The organism is Entomomonas sp. E2T0 (assembly GCF_025985425.1).
GTDB lineage: Bacteria > Pseudomonadota > Gammaproteobacteria > Pseudomonadales > Pseudomonadaceae > Entomomonas.
In genome coordinates, this window is the sequence record NZ_CP094972.1 from 1,284,078 (window position 1) to 1,310,117 (window position 26,040).

21 protein-coding genes and 1 riboswitch are annotated in these 26,040 nt (G+C 37.2%); of the genes, 12 read left to right on the forward strand and 9 right to left on the reverse strand.

Features of this window, described 5'->3' with window-relative positions:
• Window positions 1–69 precede the first annotated feature (69 nt).
• From MTZ49_RS06190 to MTZ49_RS06220, 7 genes are all read left to right on the forward strand, one after another.
• Complete coding sequence (locus MTZ49_RS06190) at window positions 70–1,563, forward strand: RNA polymerase factor sigma-54 (RefSeq protein ID WP_264747479.1); 1,494 nt, start codon at window positions 70–72, stop codon at window positions 1,561–1,563.
• A 74-nt stretch (window positions 1,564–1,637) separates the two neighbouring features.
• Window positions 1,638–1,925, forward strand: coding sequence for a ribosome hibernation-promoting factor, HPF/YfiA family (hpf, locus tag MTZ49_RS06195; protein WP_201091651.1), 288 nt, complete (start codon window positions 1,638–1,640; stop codon window positions 1,923–1,925).
• A 190-nt stretch (window positions 1,926–2,115) separates the two neighbouring features.
• The gene (ptsN, locus tag MTZ49_RS06200) at window positions 2,116–2,580 is read left to right on the forward strand and encodes a PTS IIA-like nitrogen regulatory protein PtsN (protein WP_264747480.1); all 465 of its coding nucleotides are present in this window, start codon (window positions 2,116–2,118) and stop codon (window positions 2,578–2,580) included.
• Between the two features lie 8 nt (window positions 2,581–2,588).
• Window positions 2,589–3,446 (forward strand): RNase adapter RapZ, encoded by an 858-nt coding sequence (gene rapZ, locus MTZ49_RS06205; protein ID WP_264747481.1) that lies wholly within the window; start codon window positions 2,589–2,591, stop codon window positions 3,444–3,446.
• 15 nt (window positions 3,447–3,461) lie between these two features.
• Window positions 3,462–3,734, forward strand: a complete 273-nt coding sequence (locus MTZ49_RS06210; protein WP_264747482.1) for an HPr family phosphocarrier protein — start codon at window positions 3,462–3,464, stop codon at window positions 3,732–3,734.
• Window positions 3,735–3,953: 219 nt separating this feature from the next.
• A complete protein-coding gene (dxs, locus tag MTZ49_RS06215; RefSeq protein ID WP_264747483.1) occupies window positions 3,954–5,852 on the forward strand; it encodes a 1-deoxy-D-xylulose-5-phosphate synthase in 1,899 nt (632 codons plus the stop codon).
• Window positions 5,849–6,580 carry a 16S rRNA (uracil(1498)-N(3))-methyltransferase gene (locus MTZ49_RS06220; protein ID WP_264747484.1) on the forward strand — a complete coding sequence of 244 codons (732 nt, stop codon included), beginning with the start codon at window positions 5,849–5,851 and terminating at the stop codon, window positions 6,578–6,580. The genes dxs and MTZ49_RS06220 overlap by 4 nt, the downstream gene beginning before the upstream one ends.
• A 52-nt stretch (window positions 6,581–6,632) precedes the next feature.
• Here the strand turns inward: MTZ49_RS06220 and MTZ49_RS06225 are convergent, their stop codons facing one another.
• On the reverse strand, window positions 6,633–9,233 hold the full coding sequence (locus MTZ49_RS06225) for a glycosyltransferase (RefSeq protein ID WP_264747485.1): 2,601 nt from the start codon (window positions 9,231–9,233) through the stop codon (window positions 6,633–6,635).
• A gap of 205 nt (window positions 9,234–9,438) precedes the next feature.
• Here MTZ49_RS06225 and MTZ49_RS06230 point away from each other — a divergent pair, with 205 nt between their 5' ends.
• From MTZ49_RS06230 to fkpB, 5 genes are all read left to right on the forward strand, one after another.
• Window positions 9,439–10,977, forward strand: coding sequence for a phospholipase D family protein (locus MTZ49_RS06230; RefSeq protein ID WP_264747486.1), 1,539 nt, complete (start codon window positions 9,439–9,441; stop codon window positions 10,975–10,977).
• Between the two features lie 154 nt (window positions 10,978–11,131).
• Window positions 11,132–12,076: a bifunctional riboflavin kinase/FAD synthetase gene (gene ribF / locus MTZ49_RS06235; protein ID WP_264747487.1), complete on the forward strand. Its 945-nt coding sequence runs from the start codon at window positions 11,132–11,134 to the stop codon at window positions 12,074–12,076.
• Window positions 12,077–12,086: 10 nt separating this feature from the next.
• The gene (gene ileS, locus MTZ49_RS06240; protein ID WP_264747488.1) at window positions 12,087–14,918 is read left to right on the forward strand and encodes an isoleucine--tRNA ligase; all 2,832 of its coding nucleotides are present in this window, start codon (window positions 12,087–12,089) and stop codon (window positions 14,916–14,918) included.
• 62 nt (window positions 14,919–14,980) lie between these two features.
• Window positions 14,981–15,484, forward strand: coding sequence for a signal peptidase II (gene lspA, locus MTZ49_RS06245; protein WP_264747489.1), 504 nt, complete (start codon window positions 14,981–14,983; stop codon window positions 15,482–15,484).
• Entirely contained in the window at window positions 15,477–15,902 is a 426-nt protein-coding gene (gene fkpB / locus MTZ49_RS06250) for an FKBP-type peptidyl-prolyl cis-trans isomerase (protein WP_264747490.1), read from the forward strand. Before lspA ends, fkpB begins: the two co-directional genes overlap by 8 nt.
• 16 nt (window positions 15,903–15,918) lie before the next feature.
• Here fkpB and MTZ49_RS06255 read toward each other — a convergent pair whose 3' ends face one another.
• From MTZ49_RS06255 to MTZ49_RS06290, 8 genes are all read right to left on the reverse strand, one after another.
• Window positions 15,919–16,716 carry a TatD family hydrolase gene (locus MTZ49_RS06255; protein WP_264747491.1) on the reverse strand — a complete coding sequence of 266 codons (798 nt, stop codon included), beginning with the start codon at window positions 16,714–16,716 and terminating at the stop codon, window positions 15,919–15,921.
• Window positions 16,717–16,719: 3 nt separating this feature from the next.
• Window positions 16,720–18,660 carry a DEAD/DEAH box helicase gene (locus MTZ49_RS06260; protein WP_264747492.1) on the reverse strand — a complete coding sequence of 647 codons (1,941 nt, stop codon included), beginning with the start codon at window positions 18,658–18,660 and terminating at the stop codon, window positions 16,720–16,722.
• 235 nt (window positions 18,661–18,895) lie between these two features.
• A complete protein-coding gene (metF, locus tag MTZ49_RS06265; RefSeq protein ID WP_264747843.1) occupies window positions 18,896–19,738 on the reverse strand; it encodes a methylenetetrahydrofolate reductase [NAD(P)H] in 843 nt (280 codons plus the stop codon).
• A gap of 53 nt (window positions 19,739–19,791) precedes the next feature.
• Complete coding sequence (gene ahcY, locus MTZ49_RS06270) at window positions 19,792–21,189, reverse strand: adenosylhomocysteinase (protein WP_264747493.1); 1,398 nt, start codon at window positions 21,187–21,189, stop codon at window positions 19,792–19,794.
• A 67-nt stretch (window positions 21,190–21,256) separates the two neighbouring features.
• Window positions 21,257–21,353, reverse strand: a riboswitch (S-adenosyl-L-homocysteine riboswitch).
• Between the two features lie 146 nt (window positions 21,354–21,499).
• Window positions 21,500–21,910 carry a hypothetical protein gene (locus MTZ49_RS06275; protein ID WP_264747494.1) on the reverse strand — a complete coding sequence of 137 codons (411 nt, stop codon included), beginning with the start codon at window positions 21,908–21,910 and terminating at the stop codon, window positions 21,500–21,502.
• Between the two features lie 150 nt (window positions 21,911–22,060).
• The gene (locus MTZ49_RS06280; RefSeq protein ID WP_264747495.1) at window positions 22,061–23,572 is read right to left on the reverse strand and encodes an ATP-binding cassette domain-containing protein; all 1,512 of its coding nucleotides are present in this window, start codon (window positions 23,570–23,572) and stop codon (window positions 22,061–22,063) included.
• Window positions 23,573–23,753: 181 nt separating this feature from the next.
• Complete coding sequence (locus MTZ49_RS06285) at window positions 23,754–24,620, reverse strand: LysR family transcriptional regulator (RefSeq protein ID WP_264747496.1); 867 nt, start codon at window positions 24,618–24,620, stop codon at window positions 23,754–23,756.
• A 16-nt stretch (window positions 24,621–24,636) separates the two neighbouring features.
• The gene (locus MTZ49_RS06290) at window positions 24,637–26,040 is read right to left on the reverse strand and encodes a sigma-54-dependent transcriptional regulator (protein WP_264747497.1); all 1,404 of its coding nucleotides are present in this window, start codon (window positions 26,038–26,040) and stop codon (window positions 24,637–24,639) included.

The window sequence follows — 26,040 nt, forward strand, 5'->3', positions numbered from 1 at the left end:
TTATTATTTGAAGAATAAAAAAACAGGCATATAATTTGCTTAAAAGTAAATAAGAGATGTTAATTTGTTATGAAGCCATCGTTAACGTTAAAGATAGGACAGCAACTGTCGATGACTCCACAGTTGCAACAAGCCATTAGGCTTTTGCAATTGTCTACTATAGATTTACAACAGGAAATTCAAGAGATTTTAGAGTCAAACTCCATGCTAGAACAACAAGAAGCAGGAGATGATTTTGATGACAGTAATTTATTAGGTGAAGAGGATATTTTAGTTAATCCTAGTAGTCAGGAAATTAGCTTTAAAGATAATAAAGAAGTGGCTATTAATGAGCCAGAAACGGATGCTGTGGCAACCGATGTAATTCCTGAAGAGCTTCCTGTAGATACTGACTGGGATGATATTTACCAAAATAATGTTAGCAATATCCATGGTGATGATGAAGAATCTGATTTTACGAATTACACCTCTGTAGGTGAAACATTACAAAGCCATTTATTATGGCAACTCAATGTTGCTCATATGAGCGATAAAGATAAAACCATTGCAGTTAATATTATTGATTGTATTAATGAGGATGGTTATTTAGAAGAATCTTTAGAAGAAATCCATCATGGCTTAGATGATTCATTGGATACTGATTTTGATGAAGTAGAAATGGTACTTCATTGTATTCAACAGTTTGACCCTATAGGTATTGCTGCTAGAGATTTAAAAGAATGTCTTTTATTGCAATTAAAAGGGTTATTTGATGACCACCCTTATTATCAGCAAGCAGTTGAGTTAGTTACAAACCATTTAGACTTATTGGGTTCTAAAGACTATAGCCAAATAATGCGCACTATGAAGATTAAAGAAGATGAATTAAAGCAAATAGTTATGCTTATTCAGCACCTTAATCCTAAACCAGGTGCACAAATTGAGTCAAAAGAGCCAGAGTATGTCATTCCTGATATTATCGTGCGTAAAGAGAGGGATCATTGGATTGTCGAACTAAACCAAGATGCGATTCCTAAGTTGAGGGTTAATCCTCAATATGCAGGTTATGTACAGCGAGCTAATACCAGTTCAGATAATACTTTTTTGAAGAATCAATTACAGGAAGCGCGTTGGTTTATAAAGAGTTTGCAAAGCCGTAATGAAACTTTAATGAAAGTAGCAACCCAAATAGTTGAACATCAACGTGGTTTTTTAGAGTATGGTGAAGAAGCGATGAAACCACTTATTCTTTCCTCAGTAGCTGATGCTGTGGAAATGCATGAGTCAACTATTTCTCGGGTAACTACTCAAAAGTATATGTATACACCGCGTGGTATTTATGAATTGAAATACTTTTTTTCAAGTCATGTTAGTACTTCTGAGGGTGGGGAGTGTTCATCAACCGCTATTCGCGCTATGATTAAGAAACTCATAGCGGCTGAGGATCCGAAAAAACCTTTAAGTGATAGTAAATTAACTACATTGCTTGAAGATCAGGGGATTCAGGTGGCTAGAAGAACTGTGGCTAAGTACCGTGAGGCTTTAGGTATTGGTTCATCTAGTGAACGTAAACGGTTAATTTAAAGAATTGCCGATCAAGGCAACTTACCTTATACCTAAAGTGGGTATAAGTAATTAAAAATGTTAAGGAGAAATTTATGCAAATTAACATTAGTGGTCACCAACTTGATGTTACCGACGCACTACGTAATTATATTGATGAAAAGTTTGCTCGTCTTGAGCGGCATTTTGATAAAATTACTAGTGCACAAGTGATTATGAGTGTTGAAAAGTTAAACCAAAAGGTTGATGCAACACTCCAGTTAGCTGGCGGTGAGGTGGTTGCTGGTGCAGAAAATACGGATATGTATGCTGCCATTGATGCTTTAGTTGATAAATTAGACCGTCAATTGATTAAATTTAAAGAAAAACACCAAAAACACTAATTTAACTTTTTGTTATTAAGGTTTGATATTTATAAACAAGAAATTGTTATAAAATCAAACCTTAATTATTTTTAATGAGACGTAACTATATACACAGTAATTATTTAATAATCTTGTTGTCTAAAGACAGACATTAAAATAGTGTAATGTTACAAATACTTAGTAAATTTATTGAAGTTTATTCTGCTATATGATGCAACTAAAAGAATTCCTAACACCATCGCAAGTGTTAGTTGATGTTAATGTAACGAGTAAAAAACGTGCATTAGAAGTAATAGCTAAAACAGTGGCTGCAGCTTGTGCTAGCCTAAATGAGCAAGAAGTTTTTGAGCATCTGATAGAGCGGGAAAGACTAGGCACTACAGGTTTTGGTAATGGCGTTGCTATTCCTCATTGCCGTATGGCAAGTTGTGAGGAGCCAATAGTAGTCATAGTGAAATTAGGTACAGCTATAGATTTTGATGCAGTTGATGAACAGCTAGTAGATATTTTAATAGGCTTGGTTGTGCCAGCAGAGGCAACTGATGAGCATTTACAGTTGCTTAAACAAATAGCTGAGTTATTAAGTGATACCGAAATATGTAAGCAGATAAGAGCTGCAACTGAGAGTCAACAGCTTTATCAAATAATTGTTAACGGGGTAAGTAATACATAGGTTAAGTTATGCGTCTTGTTATCGTTAGTGGCCGTTCAGGTTCAGGTAAAACTACAGCGCTTCATTTATTAGAAGACAATGGCTTTTATTGCATCGATAATCTACCTGCTAGTTTATTTACAACAGCTATTGAACAGGCACTATTACAAACAGAGATTATTCAACCTAAAATAGCCGTTTCTATTGATGCACGAAGTTTGCCTAGACAAATAGAAAGCTTCCCCAGTATTTTTGAGCGACTCAGTGCAAAATACATTAAGTGTGATTTAGTCTATTTAGATGCTAAAGATGAAATATTGATTAGTCGTTTTTCAGAAACACGGCGCCGTCACCCACTTACTACAGCAACACGTTCATTAGCTGAAGCGATTGATGATGAGTCTAAATTATTAGCCCCTATCATTAATTTGGCTACATTACATGTTGATACAAGCCAATTAAATGTTTATCAATTAAAAGATTTCTTAAAACTTCATTTATTAGAAGAACCTGAACTTGGCACCGCTTTTTTGATCGAATCTTTTGGTTTTAAACGAGGAATACCTATGGATGCAGATTGGGTATTCGATTTACGCTCACTCCCTAATCCTTATTGGGTTGCAGAGTTAAGAAATTTAAAAGGTACTGATCAGCCAGTTATTGATTACTTAATAGAACAGCCAGAAGTTTTAGAAATGCAAAATGATATTTTGGTGTTTTTAGAAAAATGGTTACCACGTTTTGCTGCTACTAATAGATCTTATATTACAGTAGCGGTTGGTTGTACGGGTGGGCAACATCGTTCTGTATATATGGCTGAACAAATTGGTAAAATATTAAAAACTACTTTAAAAAATGTGCAAGTCCGTCATCGTGATTTGTTGTAGGAGAAATGTTACAACATGTTGTCAAAAGAAATTGAGATCATAAATCAACTAGGTTTACATGCAAGAGCTGCCGCAAAGTTTGTCGGAACAGCAGGACGTTTTGCTTGTAGTATTAAGGTTGGGCGTACTCCTGAATCATTGGTGGATGGTAAAAGTATTATGTCGGTAATGATGTTGGCCGCTAGCAAGGGTACAATGCTGCATCTTATAACTGACGGTGATGACGAAGAGCAAGCCATGCAAGCAATGGTTGAGCTAATAGAAAACTATTTTGGTGAAGGTCGATAACTGTAAATTAGTGAGCTTACTGGGTAGTATTTTCTACCAGGTAGTAATAGCTACTTTTTAGTTATAGTCATTGTTTTAACTATAATTATCTATAAGTACAATATCCTTATATTGGTCACTATAGGTAGTAAAAATAGCTAATAAAATTAATTAGCTATTTTTACACTGGTCGCAATCAGGTAAAATGCTTTGCTTGAATACAAATAATGAAAATTTCTAATGGTTAAAACTTTTTACGATATACCGAGAGAACGCCCTGTAACCCCGTTACTCGATCGCATTGATACACCGAAACAACTTCGTTACTTAAGTGAAGCTGAATTAGTGGTGTTAGCAGATGAGCTACGTGAGTTCCTATTGTATACAGTTGGACAAACGGGTGGTCACTTTGGCGCGGGTCTTGGGGTAATCGAGTTAACCATTGCCTTACATTATGTCTATGATACACCTGATGATCATTTAATTTGGGATGTGGGGCATCAAGCCTATCCTCATAAAATCTTAACAGGCCGTCGTGAGCAAATGGCCACTTTACGACAGAAAGATGGCCTAGCTGCTTTCCCGCGTCGTGCTGAAAGTGAATATGATAGTTTTGGCGTAGGCCATTCCAGTACTTCCATTAGTGCAGCCTTAGGTATGGCTATTGCCGCAAGATTACAAAATAATCATAAAAAGAGTGTCGCCATTATTGGTGATGGTGCTTTAACAGCAGGCATGGCTTTTGAGGCTTTAAATCATGCTGCGGTAGTTGATGCTGATATGTTAGTGGTACTCAATGATAATGATATGTCTATTTCAGATAATATCGGCGGTTTATCTAATCACTTAGCTAAGATACTTTCTAGCCAAGCTTATCGCCATGTACGAGATAATAGTAAAAAGTTACTTTCCCATTTACCAGGTGCATGGACAATTGCTCGCTTAACTGAAGAATATGCTAAAGGTATTTTAGCGCCGACCACCTTATTTGAAGCATTAGGTTGGAACTACATTGGCCCAATTGATGGCCATGATTTACCTACTTTAGTGGCTACCTTACGTAATATGCGAAGTTTATCTGGGCCGCAATTTCTACATGTGGTAACCAAAAAGGGTAAAGGGTTTGCTCCTGCTGAAGAAAGTCCAACGGCTTACCATGCTATCAGTAAATTAGAACCATTGGACGCTCCCCCTAAAAAACAATCTGCACCTAAATATTCTAATATATTTGGGCAATGGCTTTGTGATATGGCTGCACAAGATGAACAATTAGTGGGTATCACCCCTGCTATGAAAGAAGGTTCTGATTTAGTGGCTTTCAGTGAACAATATCCTAAACGTTATTTTGATGTGGCTATTGCGGAGCAACATGCGGTGACTTTAGCTGCAGGTATGGCTTGTGATGGATTAAAGCCTGTAGTTGCTATTTATTCAACTTTTTTACAACGAGCTTACGATCAATTAATCCATGATGTAGCTATTCAAAATCTTGATGTATTATTTGCGCTTGATCGAGCGGGTTTAGTGGGAGAAGATGGTCCAACCCATGCAGGTAGCTTTGATTTAAGCTATTTACGTTGCATTCCTAGCATAATCATTATGACGCCTAGTGATGAAAATGAACTACGTAAACTGTTAACAACGGGTTACTTATATAACGGACCTGCCGCTGTACGTTATCCTCGGGGAGCAGGTCCTAATGTTACTGTAGAAAATGATCTATTACCTGTTGCAATAGGTAAAGCAGTGGTTCGTCGCCAAGGTGAGAAAGTGGCATTGTTAGTGTTTGGTGTGCAGTTAGCTGAGGCAATGAAAGTTGCAGAAAAACTAAATTACACAGTGGTTGATATGCGCTTTGTAAAACCTTTGGATGAAGCGGTGGTATTAGCAACAGCTAATAGTCATGAATTGTTAGTTACCATTGAAGAAAATAGTGTAATGGGTGGTGCTGGATCTGCTGTTAGTGAATTATTATTAAAAGAAAATTGTTTAAAATCAATATTACAACTAGGATTACCTGATACCTATATAGAACATGCTTCACCAGCTAGTATGTTAGCTGAGTGTGGTTTGGATGCAATAGGTATTGAAAAGGCTATCAATCATCGATTAAATCAGTTGGAAAAAAATATTAAATGAGATTATCTCGTTTTTTTGTAAATGCGCCATTACATTTAGGGGAGCATGAAGTACCAGCCTATTTGGCTCATTATATGGGACGTGTGTTACGTTTGTCCGTTAATGATCCTGTGCAGTTATTTGATGGTTCTGGTTTAGAGTTTTTAGGCACTATTAGTCAAATCACTAAAAAAAGTTTGGTAGTTAATTTAACCAAACAATTAACAGGATTAGGTGAGTCACCACTGTATACCCATTTAGGGCAAGGATTAGCTCGTGGTGAGAGAATGGATTTTGTCATACAAAAAGCCACAGAGCTTGGTGTTAACGAGATTACTCCTTTATTTACAGATCGTAGTGAAGTGCGTTTAAATGAAGATAGAACAGATAAGCGGATGGCGCATTGGCAACAGATAGCAATTAGTGCATGTGAGCAGTCAGGACGTTCTAAGCTTCCTATTATCAATCCACCGCAATCAGTAAGTGAGTGGGTGGCACATGTTCAAGCTGATCTAAAATTAATGTTGCATTTAATAGCTGAACCTATGGGAAACTATCAAAAGCCTTCTTCATTAGCTTTGTTAATTGGTCCTGAGGGTGGATTTACTGATGAAGAAATATCATTAGCTCAACAGCATGATTTTCAACAAGTGCATCTGGGGAGTAGGGTATTACGTACTGAGACAGCACCCATTGTTGCCCTTTCTATTGCGCAACAGTTGTGGGGCGACTTTAATCCTAATAATTAGTTTGTATAAGTATCTATGGAAGCGGTTTTAGTATTCTAAAACCGCTTTGTTATTAGTGTGATTTAATAACAGACATGACAGGCTGTTTATTAGGTTTAAGTGATGACACCATTGCCATAACCATAGCTGCTAAGTAAGGCAAAGACTGCACGGATAGGGTGATAATCCAAAGCAATATATCATAAGCCATTGATTGTTGAGTTAATAATATACCTGCTACAGCAATCCAAAGTAGCAACATAATAAATACTTCTTCCCGAGCTTCAGCGAAGGCAACTAAAAAACCATGGTTACTGCGCATTTTAGGTGTACGGAAGAAAGGTATATGTTTTGTGAAAAAGCCGTAAATCACTGCTTTAGCAATAGTATGAGAAAGAGAAAGCCCTGTTAATGCAGCAAAAAAAGCATCTTTATAGCTGACGCCAATAACCTTCTTATAAAGGAAAATAATTTTGCCTACTTTAAAGAAGAATAATGCTAATGGTGGCAATGCAAAAATGATTAAAGGTGGATCAAATTGCTGTGGACTAATAATCATAGCAGCAGACCATAGCAAAGAACCTAGGATAAAGAAGATATTCATGCTATCTGCAATCCAAGGTAACCAACCTGCTATAAAATGATAGCGTTGCCCTTTGCTGAGCCTTTTACCATCTTTAGTTTTGCCAAATACTAAGGTTTTAAAGTGGCGTTTAATAATTTGTATAGCACCATAGGCCCATCTGAAACGTTGTTTCTTAAAGTCGATAAAAGTGTCAGGCATTAAACCTTTACCATAACTTTGTTCACAGTAAGCGGCAGATAATCCTTTTTCAAATACTCGCAGGCCAAGTTCTGCATCTTCAGTAATACACCAGTCAGCCCATTTTAATTCATCTAGTACTGTACGACGTACCATGGTCATAGTACCGTGTTCAATAATAGCATCACGCTCATTACGGGTTATCATGCCAATATGGAAGAACCCTTTGTACTCAGCATAACAGAGCTTTTTAAATAAACTGTCGTTCTCGTCATAATAGTCTTGAGGAGACTGTACGATAGTTATTTTAGGGTCTTTAAAATGAGGCGTCATGTGTTTCAACCAATTAGGGTCAACACAGTAGTCCGCATCAATAACAGCGATTACTTCTACATCAGCAGAAACTCTCTCTAAGGCGTAATTTAAAGCGCCTGCTTTAAAGCCAGCGAGGGGGCTAACATGATAAAAATGAAAGCGTGAACCTAACTCTTTACAGTAGGCTTCAACGGGTTTCCAAATAGCTGGATCTTTGGTGTTATTATCAATAACCATGACTTCATAGTTTTGATAATCAAGTTTTGCTAATGCATCTAAAGTTTGTTTCAGCATCTCGGGTGGTTCATTGTAGCAGGGAACCTGTATGCAAACTTTGGGGTGATAGGTGCTATCCCCAGTCACTGGTGAGAATGGTCTACGTCGCTGTTTAATCCAAACAGTTTCTGCAAGTTCATGTGCTTCAGTTAGTATAACAATGGCAATACCAAGTACACCAAAGGCTAACAAAGTACCTACAATAAGGTTGAACCATGTGCTGTATTGTTGGGTATAGTCATAGCCAATCCAAACAATAGTAGAGGCACAAGCAAAGGCAATAATGGTTAAAAATATGCGACCTTTTTGTTTAAGGGCAGAGCTATCAATCATTAAGATGGATATAGATAAAAATGCTAGCATAGCAGAGATAACTGCTAGTATTTTCCATTGTGCAATCGCAATGACAGGACCCGTAAATTCAAATTTAGGTTGACGATCTAGATCATATACACCCCAATAAGCTCCTACTGCTCCTTCATCGGTCATTTTCCATGGTTGATCAAAGGCTTCAACAATAAAGTAGGAATAACCTTGTTGGTTTAAGATATTAACCAAGTTACGTAAGTAAATGGCTTGATCTGCTTGTGAAGCAGATGCTTGACCTTCCATTCTGCCATTGCTAGGCCAACCTATTTCAGAAAGAATAAGGGGTTTATTAGGATAATCTTTCTTTAACAAAGCCACTTTTTCAAAAACAAAAGGAATCGCTTTTTTTACAGGAATGTGTTCCCAGTAGGGAAGAATGTGAGCAGCTATTAAATCAACATGATCACCTAATTCAGGATATTTATCCCAAATATGCCATTGTTCTGAGGTGGTAACTGGAACTTTGACACTATCGCGCGCATAGTCTAAATAATCAATCATTTGATCAACGGTCACTTCTTCACGGAATAATGCCTCATTACCAATAACTAAACGTATTACATTACGATTTTCATTGGCTATTTCGATAGCTTTATCCAGTTCCCTTTGATTTTCTGCTAAATCGTTACTAATCCAAACCCCTAAAGTTACTTTTAGACCATAATTATCTGCTAAACGCGGGATTGTTCCGAGTGACTCTTTAACGGAATAAGTACGAATATTATTAGTCTGTGTGGCTACTAAAGCTAAATCACTACTAATTTCTTCTTCTGTGGGGTAATCTCCAGTGGCGGGATCTTCATACTCATGAAAAGGAGAAAATGAATAGCCAGATACCTGCTGTGGCCAATTAGGAGCACTAACTGGTCTGTTATATATCGCCCAAAGCCCTGTGAAAAAAGCTGTAATCAACAGAATTATAATAATATTTAGAGCATTTCTATGCTTCATGTTAAATTAACATTTCCTGTAATAGTTATTTATATATTTGCTTTAAAAAACAATGTAAAAAAATTAATTCAGATATATGATGAAGAGAAGTAAAATTAGTTCAGTAGCAAAGTAATAAAATGATTTACAAAGTTTTTCTAAATTTTAAAGAAGTGTTGAATAAAGTTACAATAGATCGCCATAACTAACTAATCATTTAAAGCCGATGCTTAAAATTACAAATTTATTAGGGACATTATTTTTATTATTATCATTAGTAGCTTGTGGTTCAAAAACCTATGTGGACAAAAAGGCAAGTTATATGATACCTGTTGAGCAAGCAACAACAAAAATTGATCGGATTGTGCAACCTTTGATTGATACACATGTAAGTCAAACAGGGTTGGTATTACTTGATGATAATCTTGAGGCATTTGCAGTAAGGGCTATGACAGCTCGCGAGGCCGGCCGTAGCTTAGATTTGCAGTATTATATTTGGCATAATGATTTAACAGGTAATTTGTTAAGTTATGAGTTACTACGTGCAGCTGATCGAGGTGTTCGTATACGCTTATTGCTAGATGATATGAATGCCCATGATAAAGATACTATATTAGCTACACTAGAACAGCATCCTAATATAGAAGTAAGGATGTTCAATCCTATTTATAGCCGTGGTAATGTCCTAAGGAAAGGGGCAGAAATGCTATTTAGGGTGGGGCGTCTCAATCGTCGTATGCACAATAAAGCATGGATTGTTGATGGTCGTATGGCGATAGTTGGGGGACGTAATATAGGGGATGAATATTATGATGCAGCAAAGCAAACTAATTTTTTTGATGTAGATGTACTGTTGATAGGCGATGCTGTATTAGAAACAGAAAATATTTTTGATCAGTTTTGGAATAGTCCTACAACCATTCCCTTAAAATCATTAGTAAAAGTAAAAAAAGGTTCACTCGCTAAGTTACGTGAATATGTGAAAGATATTGATGAAGATATTATTAAAGTTCGCAATGTTTATGTTGATCGTTTAAAAAATTCAACTACAGTGCAAGCATTATTTAATAGTGAGAAACCACTGTATTGGACTGAGCATGCACATGTCTATTCAGATCCACCTGAAAAAGCTTATGACATGAACAAAGAAGCTTGGGTAGTAAACGTATTGTCGAAGGTATGGCAGAGTGCCCAAGATCAATTGATATTAATCTCACCTTATTTTGTACCAGGTAAAGAAGGTATGGAATTATTAAAAGGGTTACGACAACGAGAGGTTGATATTGGTGTGGTAACAAACTCGTTAGCAGCCACAGATGTTATGTTGGTGCATAGTGGTTATATGCCTTATAGAGTTCCATTATTAAAGTTAGGCGTTGATTTATACGAGTTTACCCCACATGTGGAAGTAGATAAAAGTTTATTAGGTTCTAGTGGGGCTAGTTTGCATACTAAGGCATTTATTGTTGATGGTAATATTGGCTTTATTGGTTCCTTTAATTTTGACCCCCGTTCAGCACGGTTAAATACAGAAATGGGTGTGTTCTTTATTCACCCTGAGTTAACCGAAGAAATTTCTTCACTTTATGCCTATAAAATTGAGCAAAATAATAGTTATGAACTCTTTTTAGAGAATGGCAAGTTACGTTGGCGAGATGGTAGTGTCATACCACCTAAAATTTGGACACATGATCCAGAGGTAGGTTTTATAAAACGTGCTACTACTAAGGCGATCAGTTGGTTGCCTATAGAGTCACAATTATAGTGATGGGCTCATCTTAGGATTTAATACAAAAGATAATTTGTATTTATAAATCATCAATTACGTAAGGTAGTCTTATTTTACTGAATTAATCTATAGCATGTCAGGGGTTCTCCCGTTATAATTCATGACTTTGACTTTAAAAGCGTTTACGGTTATGCGGTTGGTTCGCTGTCTTCAAGACTTAAAGAATTTTAAACAAGGTTGTGTGGCTACCATTGGTAATTTTGATGGCTTACACCTCGGTCACCAAGCCATTTTAGAGCATGTCAAAACATGTGCTAAAGAGTTAGGTGTGCCTAGCTGTGCTATTATTTTTGAACCACAACCAAAAGAGTTTTTTGATCCTCAAGATGCACCTATCCGTTTAACGCGAGTGCGTGAAAAGCTAGAACTATTAAGAGATCAAGGCATTGATATTGTTTTATGCCTGCATTTTAATCAACGGTTTAGAGAAATATCGGCCGAAGATTTTATTAAAAAGATTTTAGTTGATGGTTTGCATGTAAAGCATATTGAAGTGGGTGATGATTTTCATTTTGGCGCTAAACGCAGTGGTAATTTTGCCATGCTGCAAGAGGCAGGTAAAAAATATGGTTTTACTGTACAGGATGCCAAAACAGTTTATTTAGATGAGCAGAGGATCAGTAGTACCCGTGTTCGTAATGCCCTATTAGCAGATGATTTAGAGTTGGTTGAGCGCTTATTAGGAAGACCTTTCCAACTATCAGGTAGGGTGATTCGAGGCCAGCAATTAGCCAGAAAATTAGGTTGTCCTACTGCTAATATTCAGCTTAAACGTAAACATGCACCGCTTAGAGGGGTGTTTGTAGTAAGTTGCGAGCTAGAAGGTAAAGTTTATTGTGGTGTTGCTAATATTGGTATTAGACCCACTGTACAAGGTGATGGACGTTCTCATCTGGAAGTACATTTATTAGATTATTCAGGTGATCTTTATAATCGCCATATCCGAGTTACTTTTCATCACAAGCTGCGGGATGAAAAGAAATTTAACTCACTTGATGAGTTAAAAGCAGCAATTGACAATGATGTGACCAATGCTCGTGCTTATTGGCAGGCACGTGGCCTATTAAACCGTTAGGGCTTTTATTATGAGTGACTATAAATCGACATTGAATTTACCGGAAACAGATTTCCCCATGAAGGCTAGCTTGCCTCAGCGGGAACCTAAGATGATTGAAACATGGACTACTGAGAATCTGTACCAAAAAATTCGTGAGATTAGTGAAGGTCGCCCTAAATTTTTACTACACGATGGCCCGCCATACGCCAACGGTAATATACATATTGGTCACGCAGTTAACAAAATTATTAAAGATATTATTAACCGTTCTAAAATTCTATCAGGTTATGATGTGCCCTACATTCCTGGTTGGGATTGTCACGGCTTGCCTATTGAAAACCAGATAGAAAAGAAACATGGTAAGAATATTGAAGCAGACAAAATGCGCGAACTTTGCCGAGCGTTTGCTAAGGAACAAGTAGAAGGGCAAAAGAAAGATTTTATCCGCCTTGGTGTATTAGGTGACTGGGATAATCCCTATCTAACTATGAACTTTGCTAATGAAGCAGGTGAAGTACGTGCTTTAGCAGAGATGGTTAAACATGGTTATGTGTTTAAAGGTTTAAAACCTGTTAATTGGTGTTTTGACTGTGGTTCAGCATTGGCTGAAGCTGAAGTGGAATACCAAGATAAGCAATCAGATGCGATTGATGTAGGTTTTCCTGTTGCTGAAGGTGATAAATTAGCAGCTGCTTTTGGCTTAGCTAGCTTGCCTAAAACAGCGTATGCAGTTATCTGGACTACTACACCTTGGACAATCCCTGCTAACCAAGCACTTAACTTCCATCCTGAACTTGAATACGCTCTAGTGGATGTAGGTGATAAGTTATTAGTATTAGCAGTTGATTTGGTTAATGACTGTTTAGAACGTTATAAACTTGAAGGTAAGATAATTGCTAAGGCATTGGGAGAGACGCTAGAACTTATTAAGTTTAAGCATCCATTCTACGATCGTTTATCCCCTATTTATTTAGCGGACTATGTGGAGGCTACTTCGGGTACAGGTATTGTGCATTCTGCACCTGCTTATGGTGTGGATGACTTTAATACTTGTAAACGTTATGGCATGATCAATGATGATATCTTAACGCCTGTGCAAAGTAATGGTGTTTATGCTGAAGATTTACCTTTCTTCGGTGGTCAATTTATTTGGAAAGCCAACGCTAATATTGTTGAAAAGTTAAGAGAAGTAGGCAGTTTATTAGCCTATGAAAAAATCGTTCATAGCTATATGCATTGCTGGCGCCATAAAACGCCATTAATCTATCGTGCTACAGCGCAATGGTTTGTGGGAATGGATGTACAACCTATAGATGGTAGAACTTTACGTGAGCGTTCTCTACAAGGTATTGAGCAAACACAGTTCTTCCCTGCATGGGGTAAAGAGCGTTTATACGACATGATCGCTAAACGTCCTGACTGGTGTATCTCCCGTCAACGTAATTGGGGTGTGCCAATTCCTTTCTTCTTAAATAAACAAACAGGTGAGTTACATCCTCGTACTGTAGAGTTAATGGAAGAAGTAGCAAAACGTATTGAGAAAGAAGGTATTGAGGCTTGGTTTAAGTTAAACCCAGTAGAGTTATTAGGTGCTGAGGCTGATCAATATGACAAAATCAGTGATACGTTAGATGTGTGGTTTGATTCAGGTACTACCCATTGGCATGTATTACGTGGTTCTCATCCATTAGGTCATGCTAGTGGACCTCGTGCTGATCTTTATTTAGAAGGTTCTGACCAACATCGTGGTTGGTTCCACTCATCATTATTAACTGGTTGTGCAATTGATGATCATCCTCCTTATCGTAGCCTATTAACTCATGGCTTCACAGTGGATGAGAATGGTCGCAAAATGTCTAAGTCATTAGGCAATGTGATTGCACCACAAGAAGTAACAGATAAGTTAGGGGCTGATATCTTACGCTTATGGGTATCTTCAGTAGATTACTCAGGTGAGATCGCTGCATCCCATGAAATCTTCCAACGTAATGCAGATGCCTATCGTCGTATTCGTAATACCATTCGTTACTTATTATCGAATTTATCAGGTTTTGATCCAGCCACTGATTTATTACCAACAGACAAGTTACTGACTTTAGATCGCTGGGTAATAGATGCGGCTGCACAAATGCAAAGTGAGCTGAATGACGCTTACGAACAATATAAGTTCTGGCAGGTTTATCAAAAACTACATAATTTCTGTACTCAAGAGTTAAGTAGTTTTTACTTAGACTTAATTAAAGACCGTCAATACACTACAGCTAAAGACAGTGTGGCGAGACGTTCTTGCCAAACAGCACTATATCATATCGCTGAAGCACTGGTTCGTTGGATTGCACCTATTCTACCTTTCACCGCCGAAGAAGCTTGGGGATATTTGCCAGGTAAGCGTAATCAGTCAGTGATGTTGAATACTTGGTATAACGGTTTAACAGAGTTACCAGAAGGTTTTGAATTAGATCGTGATTACTGGCAACAAATCATGGCAGTTAAAACGGCGGTTAATAAAGAAATTGAAAACCAACGTAATAACAAAGTAGTTGGTGGTAGTTTACAAGCAGAAGTAACCTTATATGCGCAGGGAGATTTATTAACTGCTCTAAATAAGCTGGATGATGAGTTACGTTTTGTATTAATTACTTCTAAAGCAGATATTTTACCTTTTGAACAAGCACCTGCCGATGCAGTAGTCACTGAATTAGCAGATTTGAAATTAACGGTTAAAAAATCTGATAATCAGAAATGTGGTCGTTGTTGGCATTATGTGGCTGATGTAGGCCAACATGCCGACCATCCTGAGCTTTGTGGGCGTTGTATTACTAATGTCTATGGTGAAGGCGAAGCGCGTCAAAATGTATAGCTATCACTCTATATGGAAACAGCTATAAACAGATAGGTTAATTAATAGAAGGGTTATCATTGATGACACGTTTTGGTAAATTATCTTGGGTTTGGGTGTCGGTACTGGTCATTATCATTGACCAGTCCACCAAATACTGGACACTAAACTATCTACCTCTTCAACAAATGGTAGAGGTTATTCCAAACTATTTGGCTTGGTTTCATACTTATAACTTTGGGGCAGCTTGGAGCTTCTTAGCCGATCATTCAGGTTGGCAAAAGTGGTTGTTTGCTGGTATTGCCTTTATTATAAGTATTGTCTTAGTGATATGGTTAACACGGCTTAAATCAAATAAAGAAACATGGTTAGCTATTGCATTAGCATTAGTTTTAGGTGGTGCTTTAGGTAATCTGTATGACCGTGTAGTATTGGGTTATGTTGTCGATTTTATTTTAGCCCATTGGCATGCTGATTATTATTTCCCCGCCTTTAATATAGCAGATACTGCTATTACAGTGGGGGCTGCGATGTTAATTATTGATATGTTGTTCTTTGCTAAAAAGAGAGAAAGTAAAAGTGAGTAGTATTAATGATAATAGTCGAGTGACACTGCATTTCACCCTTAAATTAGTTTCAGGTGAGGTGATAGATAGTACACGTGACAAACAAGCGGCTACTTTTACGATGAAGGATGGCAGTTTATTACCAGGTTTTGAACAAGTGCTTATTGGTATGAAAGCTGGTGATAAACAAGAGTTTCTTATTAAACCAGAACAAGGCTTTGGTCAGCCTAATCCACAAAATGTGCAAGTGATACCTCGCGCACATTTTAAAGAGATGGATTTGGAAGTAGGTTTAATGTTTATGTTTAAGGATGCTGCTGGTTCAGATTTACCCGGTATGGTAAGTCGTTTTGATGATAAAGAAGTAGTGATCGACTTTAATCACCCATTAGCAGGCAAAGATATCTTATTTGATGTGGAAATTATTGCTGTTGAATAGTGCCATATAGCAACAGCTATAGGTTGTTAAGATTCCAATTAAATAGTTCACAGGCATTTTGAGTAGACGCTTCAGCAAGAAGCTCTGCTGAAATGCCTTTTATTTTGGCCAGTTGTTGGCATATTTCAGGTAAAAACTCAGGGCTATTACGATTACCTAGTTGAGTAACAGGCGAGAGGTCAGGCGCATCAGTTTCTAATACAATAGCATCGAGTGGTAATTGTTCTAATACACGATGCATACGATGAGCTTGGGGATAAGTTCCTGCACCACCTAAGCCAATCTTAAAACCTAGTTTGATATATTCTTTAGCTTCTTCATAGCTACCACTAAAGGCATGAGCAATACCTCCTAGTTTAAATTTTAGCTCTTTTAAAATTTTAATAGTATCAGCATGAGCTCGTCTAACATGGAGTAATACAGGCTTTTGGAATTCTGTAGCAATCTCTAATTGGAGTTTAAATAGCTGTTGCTGCTGTTCTTGATCGTAGTTATCAATATAGTAATCTAAACCAATTTCGCCAATGGCACAAAGTTTTGCAGAGTATTCAGGTTGTCTAAAAAGTTGTGTTAATAGCTCAAGTGTTTGAGGTACTTGTGACGCTGATGGGATATACATAGGGTGTATACCACAGGCTACATAAAGTGAGGGATGTTGCTGTGCTAATTGAATAGTGTGTTGCCATTCACTAGCAAACACTCCCACCATAATTTGTTTTATAACACCTAATTTAATACTCCGTTTTAAGACTTGGTCACGATCACTATTGAAGTTATCGCAACCAAGGTGATTATGGGTATCGATTAGATACATTGCCTATTCATCGTCTGTATTCTTACGTGAAAGCAACATAGGTTTTTCACTCTTAGGAATATGGCGATTTGGCATACTATCTAATTGTTCGATAGTAGGTAGTCGATCTATCCTTGAGTGTTTACGATGAATAATGGCTGGTGTCGTTGTTGATGAGCGTCTTTGTTGTGGCTCTTTAAGCTCACTTGGAGGCGTTGCAGTCATTACTTCTCTTTTTCTATATGGTGTAGAAGAAGGAGTAGTTATCGTAGTATTGTTGGTACGGTTATTACGTCTATATAAAGAGTTTCTTGGGCGACGTTGCTCAGTTGCTTGAGCATTAGTAGTTGTTGCTTTAGGCTTTGTTGTTTTAGCTCGTTGCGGGCGGCTACTAGCAGTTGTAGTAGTACTTGCTGGTGCTGTAGTAGATGATGCGGTAGCTTTTGTAAAACGCTTAGTACGTGCATTTTTAGCTTTGTCTTGATAAGGACTTATATAATCTACACTGTTACCAAAGTTATCGTACTCATCATCACGGAATTCATCCTCTGGACGATCTGGTGGCATATCATCTAATGATACAGTACTTACAGGCGCATTTCTTCTATGCTTATTGTAAGGATTACGTGTTGTTTTAGTTTTGGTTTTGCCAAAGTTAGATTTACTAGCACGACTGGCTCTTTTCTCTGCCAAGTCATCATCCATATCTTCAGCAGGACTCTCAATTACTTCATCCGCTATAGTCGTTTTTCTTTTACGTGATTTTCTACCTACAGCAGGATGGCGGAAAATACGTCTAAAACGATCAGGATTTTCTTCGTTTGTTTCTGCATCAAACACAAAATCACTCATATCTCCATCAGCAATCTTTTGTTTGATAAAGTCTTCAATCACTAATAATAACTTTTCTTCTTCTGGACTAACAAATGAGATAGCTTCGCCAACACTATCAATGGTATTGATGCGTTGTATATAGTCATCTTCAATATAAGGTAGGTCAAAGTTAATAATGCAGGGTAATTGATTTATTTCTAAACTTTCGGTAGTAACATCGGTAGCAATTAAAATTTGTACTAAATTTTCTTTAAAATCGATGAGTGATTTATTACGTGCATTTTGGGTTTTATTACTATGGATTGTAGCTGAGTTAATGCCCTTCTTGCTGAGATAGTTTGAGAGGCGACTAGCTCCATATTTAGTACGAGTAAATATCAGTATTTGTGGCCACTGGTATTTATTTATTAAATGAACAAGTAAAGCTGCTTTTTGACGTGTTGGAATATAAAAAACGCTTTGTTTAATATGCTCTATAGATGGAGTGATATTAATTTCAATACGCTCAGGATTTTTAAGTAAAAAATGAGCCAATACAATAACATCATCAGTAAAATTGGTAGCGTAGAGTAAGTTTTGACGTTCGACTGGTAATAAGTCAATAACTTGTTTAGTGGTTGCTATGGAGTTTTCATTAGTAAGCAGTTCAGCTTCATCCAACACAAAAATTTCTACTGCTGATAAATCAACAGCCTGTTGTTCAATAAGTTCAACTAAACGAGTGGGGGAGGCTACTAATATATCAACCCCATGGCTAAGTATTTTAGTTTGCAGAGCACTATTAGTGCTATCTAATACGCAGCCAACTGTCATAGAGAAATCAAACGAATAGGCTTTAAAATATTCTGCAATCTGAATAGCTTCGTCTGATGAAGCCACTAAAATAAGTACTTTTGGCTGTTTTGAAGTAGGCGCTTTATGCTCTACATTTCCTTTTGGGAATAATTTTTCAATAATGGGGAGTACAAAACTACCGACTTTTCCTGTCTCTGCCGATGGTGTGGCAACCATTAAATCGTTATTTTGTAAAATAACGGGGATAGCCTGTTCTTGTAGAGTAGTGGGTGTTTCGTATAATGTTTTAGTTGTTTCTGATAAAAGCTCGGAAAGTCCTAGCGATGTAAAGGACATGCAAAAATCCTACTATTAAGTTAATAAATTACTATTGACATGATGTTTTTAACTATTTGCGCAGCTTCACTTCAACTTATCGATTACTGAATAGTCTGTCCTGCGCTGTACAGATATTAGTAATATGAGGAGAGTATTAAAGTTGAATATCTTATTATGCTTTTTGGGCAAAGATTAAATAGAATAATTATCCCTTATTATACCCAAAAAGCAAGTAATTACTAGTGGCGCAATATTAAATTAAATTTTTCCATACTGCAAGACTTGGTTCAGCCTGATTCAATGTATAAAAGTGCAATCCAGGAGCACCACCTGCTAATAACTGCTCACAGAGCTTGCTGATGGTTTCAGTACCAAATGATTGGATACTTTCAATATCATCTCCATAAGCTTCTAGCTGTTTTCTAATCCAGCGTGGTAGCTCTGCGCCACAGGCATCAGAGAAACGAGCTAGTTTGCTATAGTTAGTGATTGGCATAATACCCGGAATAATGGGTACATCTACGCCCATTTTTTGCACACGTTCTACAAAGTAAAAATAACAGTCTGCATTAAAGAAATATTGGGTGATAGCGCTATTAGCCCCTGCTTTAATTTTATTAACAAAATGTTTTAAATCTTGTTCCATATTCAAAGCTTGAGGGTGTACTTCTGGGTAAGCAGCTACTTCAATATGAAAATGATCTGCTGTTTCTTCACGAATAAAACTAACGAGGTCAGATGCATAACGTAAATCACCTGCATCCATACCCATACCTGATGGTAAATCACCACGTAAAGCAACAATACGTTTTATGCCTACTTCTTGGTAACGTTTTAATAGGGTGCGTAATGATTCTTTAGAGTCACCCACACAAGATAAGTGAGGGGCTGTAGCGACTTGGGTAGTATTACTTAATTGTAATACCGTATCAAAGGTTCTATCTCTTGTTGAACCGCCTGCACCATAGGTGCAAGAAAAGAAAGCTGGTTTGCAAGTAGTGGTCAGTTGTTGTGCATGGTTTAAAAGTTTTTCCATTCCTACGTCTGTTTTTGTAGGAAAAAACTCAAAACTGAATAAAGGATTTATCTTGTTCATTGTTATCATCACAAACCCTCCTTAGTGATAAGGAGGGTAAGCCAAAAGGTTAATTAATAACGGTAAGTATCTGGTTTGAATGGCCCTTCAACAGGAACATCAATATACTCAGCTTGTTTAGGGGTTAATTTAGTAATTACACCACCGAAGCCTTTAACCATTTCAGCGGCTACCTCTTCGTCAAGTTTCTTAGGTAATACTTCTACTCTTAATAATTCAGCTTTTTTCTCAGCTGTTTGCTCAGCAAACTTTTGTTGGAATAAGTGAATTTGTGCTAGTGCTTGGTTAGCGAATGAACCATCCATAATACGGCTAGGATGGCCTGTTGCGTTACCTAAATTTACTAGGCGTCCTTCAGATAATAAAATTAAGTAGTTATCATTATCTGCAGCAAAGTTATCTTTACCTGTTCTATGTACTTTATGAACCTGTGGTTTAACTTCTTCCCACGCCCAGTTTGCACGCATAAAGGCAGTATCGATTTCATTATCAAAGTGGCCGATATTACATACCACGGCACGTTTTTTAAGTGCTTTTAACATGCTTGCATCACAAACATTGACATTACCTGTGGTAGTAACAATAAGGTCTATTTTTTGTAATAAGTCAGTATTAACATTATTATCTGAGCCATTATTGACCCCATTTTTATAAGGTGAAACAACTTCAAAACCATCCATACAGGCTTGCATAGCACAGATTGGATCAACTTCTGAAATACGTACAATCATACCTTCTTGACGTAATGATTGGGCGGAACCTTTACCTACATCACCATAACCAATAACAAGCGCTTGCTTACCTGATAGTAAGTGATCAGTGGCACGTTTAATAGCATCATTTAAACTGTGGCGACAACCGTATTTATTGTCATTTTTACTTTTAGTCACTGAGTCATTTACATTGATAGCAGGTACTTTTAAAGTACCTTTTTTCCACATTTCAAGTAAACGATGTACACCAGTGGTAGTTTCCTCAGTAATACCATGAATCTTGTCAAGCATTGCTGGGTATTTAGTATGAAGGATAGCCGTTAAGTCACCACCATCATCTAATACCATATTAGCGTCCCAAGGTTGGCCATCCTTCAAGATAGTTTGTTCGATACACCACTCATATTCTTGTTCAGTTTCACCTTTCCAAGCAAATACTGGAACCCCTGCCGCAGCAATAGCAGCGGCAGCTTGGTCTTGAGTAGAGAAAATATTACAAGATGACCAACGTACTTCTGCACCTAGTACCACTAAGGTTTCGATGAGTACAGCAGTTTGGATAGTCATATGGATGCAACCAAGAATTTTGGCGCCTTGCAAAGGTTTTTCATTAGCATATTTGTGGCGTAATGCCATTAATGCAGGCATTTCTGACTCTGCAATAATAATTTCACGGCGGCCCCAATCAGCCAAAGAAATGTCAGCTACTTTATAATCAGTAAAGTTACTCATGCTCATATCTCCATTCTAAAAGAAGAAGCTTTTATTTGATTTAGTAAAATCTAATCAAAATAAAAGTTTTTAGTATATATGAGCGCCGTTTGGAAAGTTTTATTGGTGGTATATGTCTACCACTAATCGAGCCTGACAACTTGCTTGTTGCTGCAGCGCTCCTCGATCAGGAATAAAACGGAGCATATTATAATCATTTTTTTTTGTTATCCCAAGAGGTAACAGAAAAATAGCTTAGCTTTTTAACGGGGGAGGTGTGGGGAGGGTAGTTATTCTTGAGTACTCCCTTATAGGAATACTCAAGAGAAGAAGAAAATTATACGTTTTCTTCTAACATAGGTAATTGCATACGTGCTTTAGTTAAAGCCATACCTAAGTTTGCACTCTTACGGCAAACGAAACAAATAATGTAATCTGGATAACGCTTACCACGCATAAAGATGTGAAGTAAGTTTTCACTGTTTACAATAATTTCTTGGAAGTAGTGATGGTTAGCATCAGGTGGTAAGCCACGAGCTTTTCTGAATAATTGCTCAATCATTGAAACGTTAGGACCTTGGAAAATATCCGATGTTGCAGCAGCAACAAGGTCTAATACTTCTCTTGGATGAGAGTCAATAGTTTTTACAGAAAGAAGCATACCTGATGATACGTCTACATATCCAGCAGCAAGACATTCAGGAATTGCACCAATCGCGGTTTGGATAGCTTGATCTAAATTAGCCATTATATTTTCCTTTACTTTATATGCTCTTAGGCATTTATTGATTTTTGTCAAAAAAGTTTATATTTGACATGGTATTATAAAAGGTTGCTATTTTACGTTTGTTTTTAGTAAAAGCAACCAGTTAATTGTAAAACTATGAAGATTCTCTTATTAAGTCGCTCTAATAAGAATATTCTCTTCTAATGCATAGAGAAGATCTTCTTGCTCTTTAGACTGTACATAACCTGCATCAATTTGACGTAACCGTTTTAATGTTTCTTCAGCTGTTAAACCTTTCTTAATTAACCAAGCTCCTAGTACAGTACCTGTTCGACCAAGACCAGCTAAACAATGCACAGCAAGTACATCACCATTTGCTAATAGTTTATCCAATTGTACTAATAGCATTTTTATCCACATAACAGGAGGGGCACGGCGGTCTTCAATTTTAAATTGAACACTACGAATACCATATTGTGCAAGTATTTCTTCTGGCAGTTCACGATCTGTTAAGTTAACCAATACAGTCACACCCACGTCTCTTAATGCGGATAGATCATATTCTAAAGGGGCAACAATACCTGGCATTGGACAACCTGCTAATTGGTCTGGAGCAATCCAATGGAAACCATTAGGGCCGCGGAATTTACTGCGAGATGCATTTTTTACCGCTAAGTTAGTTGTCACTGAAGCAATAGGTGTTGATTCTGTCATTTCAGAAGAGCTGAGTTGAGGCTCTTTGTTAGGTTGTTCAACAACTGATGAAGAAGGAGTTTTTACTTCCTCTTTAGGCATTACTAAATCATTATTTGCTTTAGGAATGACAGTTTGTGGTTTAGGAGCGGCAGCTTTTAGTGCTTCAATTATTTTGATAGCTTCTTCTGGTAATGGTGGTGGTTTTGGAATACTTTCATCTAGAGTATTCACATCTGCATCTGGGGCAGGAATATTACAACTACCAGAACGTAAGAATTGGGCAACAACATCATTTTTTGATTTGTTGTTAAAGAAATCATCTTTGGTTTCGTAAGCTTGAACACGTCCACCCGCTAGAAGTAAGATTTGATCGCCTACTTCTTTTGCTTGCATTTGATTATGTAGAATAATCATGCAAACGCGTTCTTCACCTAATTTCTTCGTTAATTTAAGTAGCATACTCGCACCTACTTCAGTCATACCTGTAGTAGGTTCATCTAATAGTAGAATAGGTTCCTTAGAAAAGGCTTCTCTTAGCATGTTGACAGCTCTTGCATGTTCAACAGGAAGTTGAATCATTGGCTGGTCTAGATACTGAATCATCGAAGGGATTTCTAAGCGCTCTAATTCACTAACAATATATGCACGCATTTCGGCAGGGCTTAGTGACTTTTCCGAAGATTGGCGAATCTTCTCAGCAAAACTTTCAATAACAGGTAGTCCCATCGCTTTGGCATTTTGTTGAACAAGCTGAGGAACATTTTGTTGATCGATAGGTTGGTCTTTGTATAAGATTTGACCCCATTCATGAGCATTACTAGAGCGCTTATTAATACCTGCAAGAGAGCGCATAAGTGTGGATTTCCCTGTTCCACCAGGGCCCATAACGACAATGACGCCTTTATCAGATTGAATAGAAAAGCTTACATCAGCTAAAATGACTCTAGTGCCAAATGCAATGCCATATGATTTAACGTCAAGTAACATTCCTGAAAATCCTTTGTATGGTAAAAGCAAAAAAAACGATAACTTCTTTTATATACATTTAATATACAATAATATCTCTATTATAACTGTTGGTTGGCTATAACACACCATTTTATTATAGCGAATAATTTAGTAGTCTACTTAATAGCGTTAGGTAGTAGAACGATATTTCTCAACTATTTTAGCATATTTTAAGAAGTTCTATTAGTTTAATAGTGGCTTTTGATAGTGTTCGTTCACTATGATAAAGGTAACCAAGTTGTCTGGAAAGTGTTACATCTTTAACATTAAGTTTTATTAAACTGGCATCAAGCATAGTACTTGGCAGAACACTCCAAGCGATGCCTATGGAAACTAACATCTTTATAGTTTCCATATAGTTTGTACTCATTGTTATATGAGGCGTTAGTTTAGTCTGTAAGAAACAATTTTTTATAATATCGTGGGTAAAAGTGCCAATACCAGGAAAAATAGCAGGATGTTTGGCTAAAGTTGCTAGATCTATCTGTTTGAGCTGACTTAACGGATTATCTTGAGAGCATACAAAGTCTAAAGAGTCGTTCCAGATCGGTATTGCAGTTAGTGGAGCATAAGTTGTGGCAGCTAAGGTAATAATAGCCAATTCTACATGACCATGTAAAACAGCATCATAGGCTTTCTCAGAATCTAGAAAATGGATATTTAAATTAACTTCTGGATAACTTTTAGTAAAGCTACGCAGTATAGGTGGCAGTCTGTGTAGTCCTATATGATGACTGGTGGCAATATTAAGTTGCCCTTTTACTTCCGTTTCCAAATTGGATAACTTACGGCCAGCGTCATTAATTTCTGTAAGAATATGATAGGCATGTGGTAATAATGCTTTGCCTGCTTCCGTTAATTGTACGGTACGTCCAATGCGGTCAAATAGTTTAGTATTTAGTGACTGCTCAAGGGTAGAAATACGTTTACTAATCGCAGGTTGAGTAAGAAATAGGCGATCAGCGGCTAATGAAAAACTGGTTGTTTCAGCCACAGCAATAAAAGCAGTTAAATTAGCAATATCCATTATTATGGACAATCCATTAATCAATACCTAATTTTTTTAATCGATAACGCATAGAGCGAAAAGATAAACCTAAGCGTTCAGCTGCGGCCGTTCTATTCCAACGGTTTTCTTCAAGTGCTTGTGTTAAGATTTTTCTTTCCACCGCTTCAAGGTATTCTTCTAAGTTTCCAATATCTACTAAATTAGGTAGTGTATCATTTGCTACTGAGTTAACTTGAGGTTGTGATGGTGTTGATTGAGCAATTGGCTCGTTAATAGCTACAGTAGAAATAGCTGATGAATCACTTGGCAACATACTAGCAAAACGGAGGTCGTCAGGCCTAATTACACCCTGTTCACAGAGTGTATAAGCTCGCTCAAGTATATTTTCGAGTTCTCGAACATTACCTGGAAATTCATATGTTAGCAGTTTTTCAATGGCTTCATCAGATAGCTTAACATCGTAGTTAGCACGTTTTAACAGTGCTTCAGCCAAGAGTGGAATATCTTCTTTGTGAGCACGTAATGGTGGAATTTTTAATTCGATAACATTAAGGCGATAATAAAGGTCTTGTCTAAACTTACCTTCTACAACTCTGGCAGCTAAGTCTGCATGAGTAGCACAAAGAATACGTACATCAGTAGGTTGTTCTTGTTGATCACCAATGGCACGAATAGATTTTTCTTGAATAGCACGCAATAGTTTAACTTGCATACTCAATGGTAAATCCGCCACCTCATCTAAAAATAATGTTCCACCTTGTGCCGCTTGGAATAGGCCTATTTTATCTTGGTTGGCACCTGTAAAGCTACCTTTGCGATGACCAAAGAATTCACTTTCCATTAACTCTGAGGGAATGGCGCCACAGTTGATGGCAATAAAAGGTTGTTTTGCTCTAGATCCTTGTAAATGAACAAGTCGAGCTATTACTTCTTTACCTGTTCCAGACTCACCATTAATATAAACAGGTGCTTGGCTACGTGCTACTTTATTTACTTGGTTACGTAGTGCTTGAACAAGAGGAGATTCGCCAAGGAATTGTTGTTCAAAAGGGATATTATCGACTTTGGCTGTAGTCAGATTAAGTGCTGATTTAATAATTTCCCGTAAATGGTTTAAATCAATAGGTTTTGTTAAATAATCAAATGCCCCAGTTTTTAACGCGATAATAGCCGTGTCCATACTGCCATGTGCTGTAATCATAGCAATAGGCATTTGTGGATAATGTTGCTGAGTATACTCAATAAAATCGAGGCCATCACCATCAGGTAATTTCATATCTGTTAGGCAAAGATCAAATGTTTCTTTCTTTAGCATTTCAGTTGCGTCTTTTAGAGTGCCTACTGATTGTGTAGCTAATTTTAGTCGACCTAAAGTAATTTCAAGTAGTTCTCGAATATCAGGTTCATCATCAATAATTAAAATTTTTGATTGTGTCAT

Bases quoted from the DNA above. Each gene is read 5' to 3' on its own strand.
- MTZ49_RS06190 (WP_264747479.1), top strand. From the start codon at position 70: ATGAAGCCATCGTTAACGTTAAAGATAGGACAGCAACTGTCGATGACT.
- hpf (WP_201091651.1), top strand. From the start codon at position 1,638: ATGCAAATTAACATTAGTGGTCACCAACTTGATGTTACCGACGCACTA.
- ptsN (WP_264747480.1), top strand. From the start codon at position 2,116: ATGATGCAACTAAAAGAATTCCTAACACCATCGCAAGTGTTAGTTGAT.
- rapZ (WP_264747481.1), top strand. From the start codon at position 2,589: ATGCGTCTTGTTATCGTTAGTGGCCGTTCAGGTTCAGGTAAAACTACA.
- MTZ49_RS06210 (WP_264747482.1), top strand. From the start codon at position 3,462: ATGTTGTCAAAAGAAATTGAGATCATAAATCAACTAGGTTTACATGCA.
- dxs (WP_264747483.1), top strand. From the start codon at position 3,954: ATGGTTAAAACTTTTTACGATATACCGAGAGAACGCCCTGTAACCCCG.
- MTZ49_RS06220 (WP_264747484.1), top strand. From the start codon at position 5,849: ATGAGATTATCTCGTTTTTTTGTAAATGCGCCATTACATTTAGGGGAG.
- MTZ49_RS06225 (WP_264747485.1), bottom strand. From the start codon at position 9,233: ATGAAGCATAGAAATGCTCTAAATATTATTATAATTCTGTTGATTACA.
- MTZ49_RS06230 (WP_264747486.1), top strand. From the start codon at position 9,439: ATGCTTAAAATTACAAATTTATTAGGGACATTATTTTTATTATTATCA.
- ribF (WP_264747487.1), top strand. From the start codon at position 11,132: ATGCGGTTGGTTCGCTGTCTTCAAGACTTAAAGAATTTTAAACAAGGT.
- ileS (WP_264747488.1), top strand. From the start codon at position 12,087: ATGAGTGACTATAAATCGACATTGAATTTACCGGAAACAGATTTCCCC.
- lspA (WP_264747489.1), top strand. From the start codon at position 14,981: ATGACACGTTTTGGTAAATTATCTTGGGTTTGGGTGTCGGTACTGGTC.
- MTZ49_RS06255 (WP_264747491.1), bottom strand. From the start codon at position 16,716: ATGTATCTAATCGATACCCATAATCACCTTGGTTGCGATAACTTCAAT.
- MTZ49_RS06260 (WP_264747492.1), bottom strand. From the start codon at position 18,660: ATGTCCTTTACATCGCTAGGACTTTCCGAGCTTTTATCAGAAACAACT.
- metF (WP_264747843.1), bottom strand. From the start codon at position 19,738: ATGAACAAGATAAATCCTTTATTCAGTTTTGAGTTTTTTCCTACAAAA.
- ahcY (WP_264747493.1), bottom strand. From the start codon at position 21,189: ATGAGCATGAGTAACTTTACTGATTATAAAGTAGCTGACATTTCTTTG.
- MTZ49_RS06275 (WP_264747494.1), bottom strand. From the start codon at position 21,910: ATGGCTAATTTAGATCAAGCTATCCAAACCGCGATTGGTGCAATTCCT.
- MTZ49_RS06280 (WP_264747495.1), bottom strand. From the start codon at position 23,572: ATGTTACTTGACGTTAAATCATATGGCATTGCATTTGGCACTAGAGTC.
- MTZ49_RS06285 (WP_264747496.1), bottom strand. From the start codon at position 24,620: ATGGATATTGCTAATTTAACTGCTTTTATTGCTGTGGCTGAAACAACC.
- MTZ49_RS06290 (WP_264747497.1), bottom strand. From the start codon at position 26,040: ATGACACAATCAAAAATTTTAATTATTGATGATGAACCTGATATTCGA.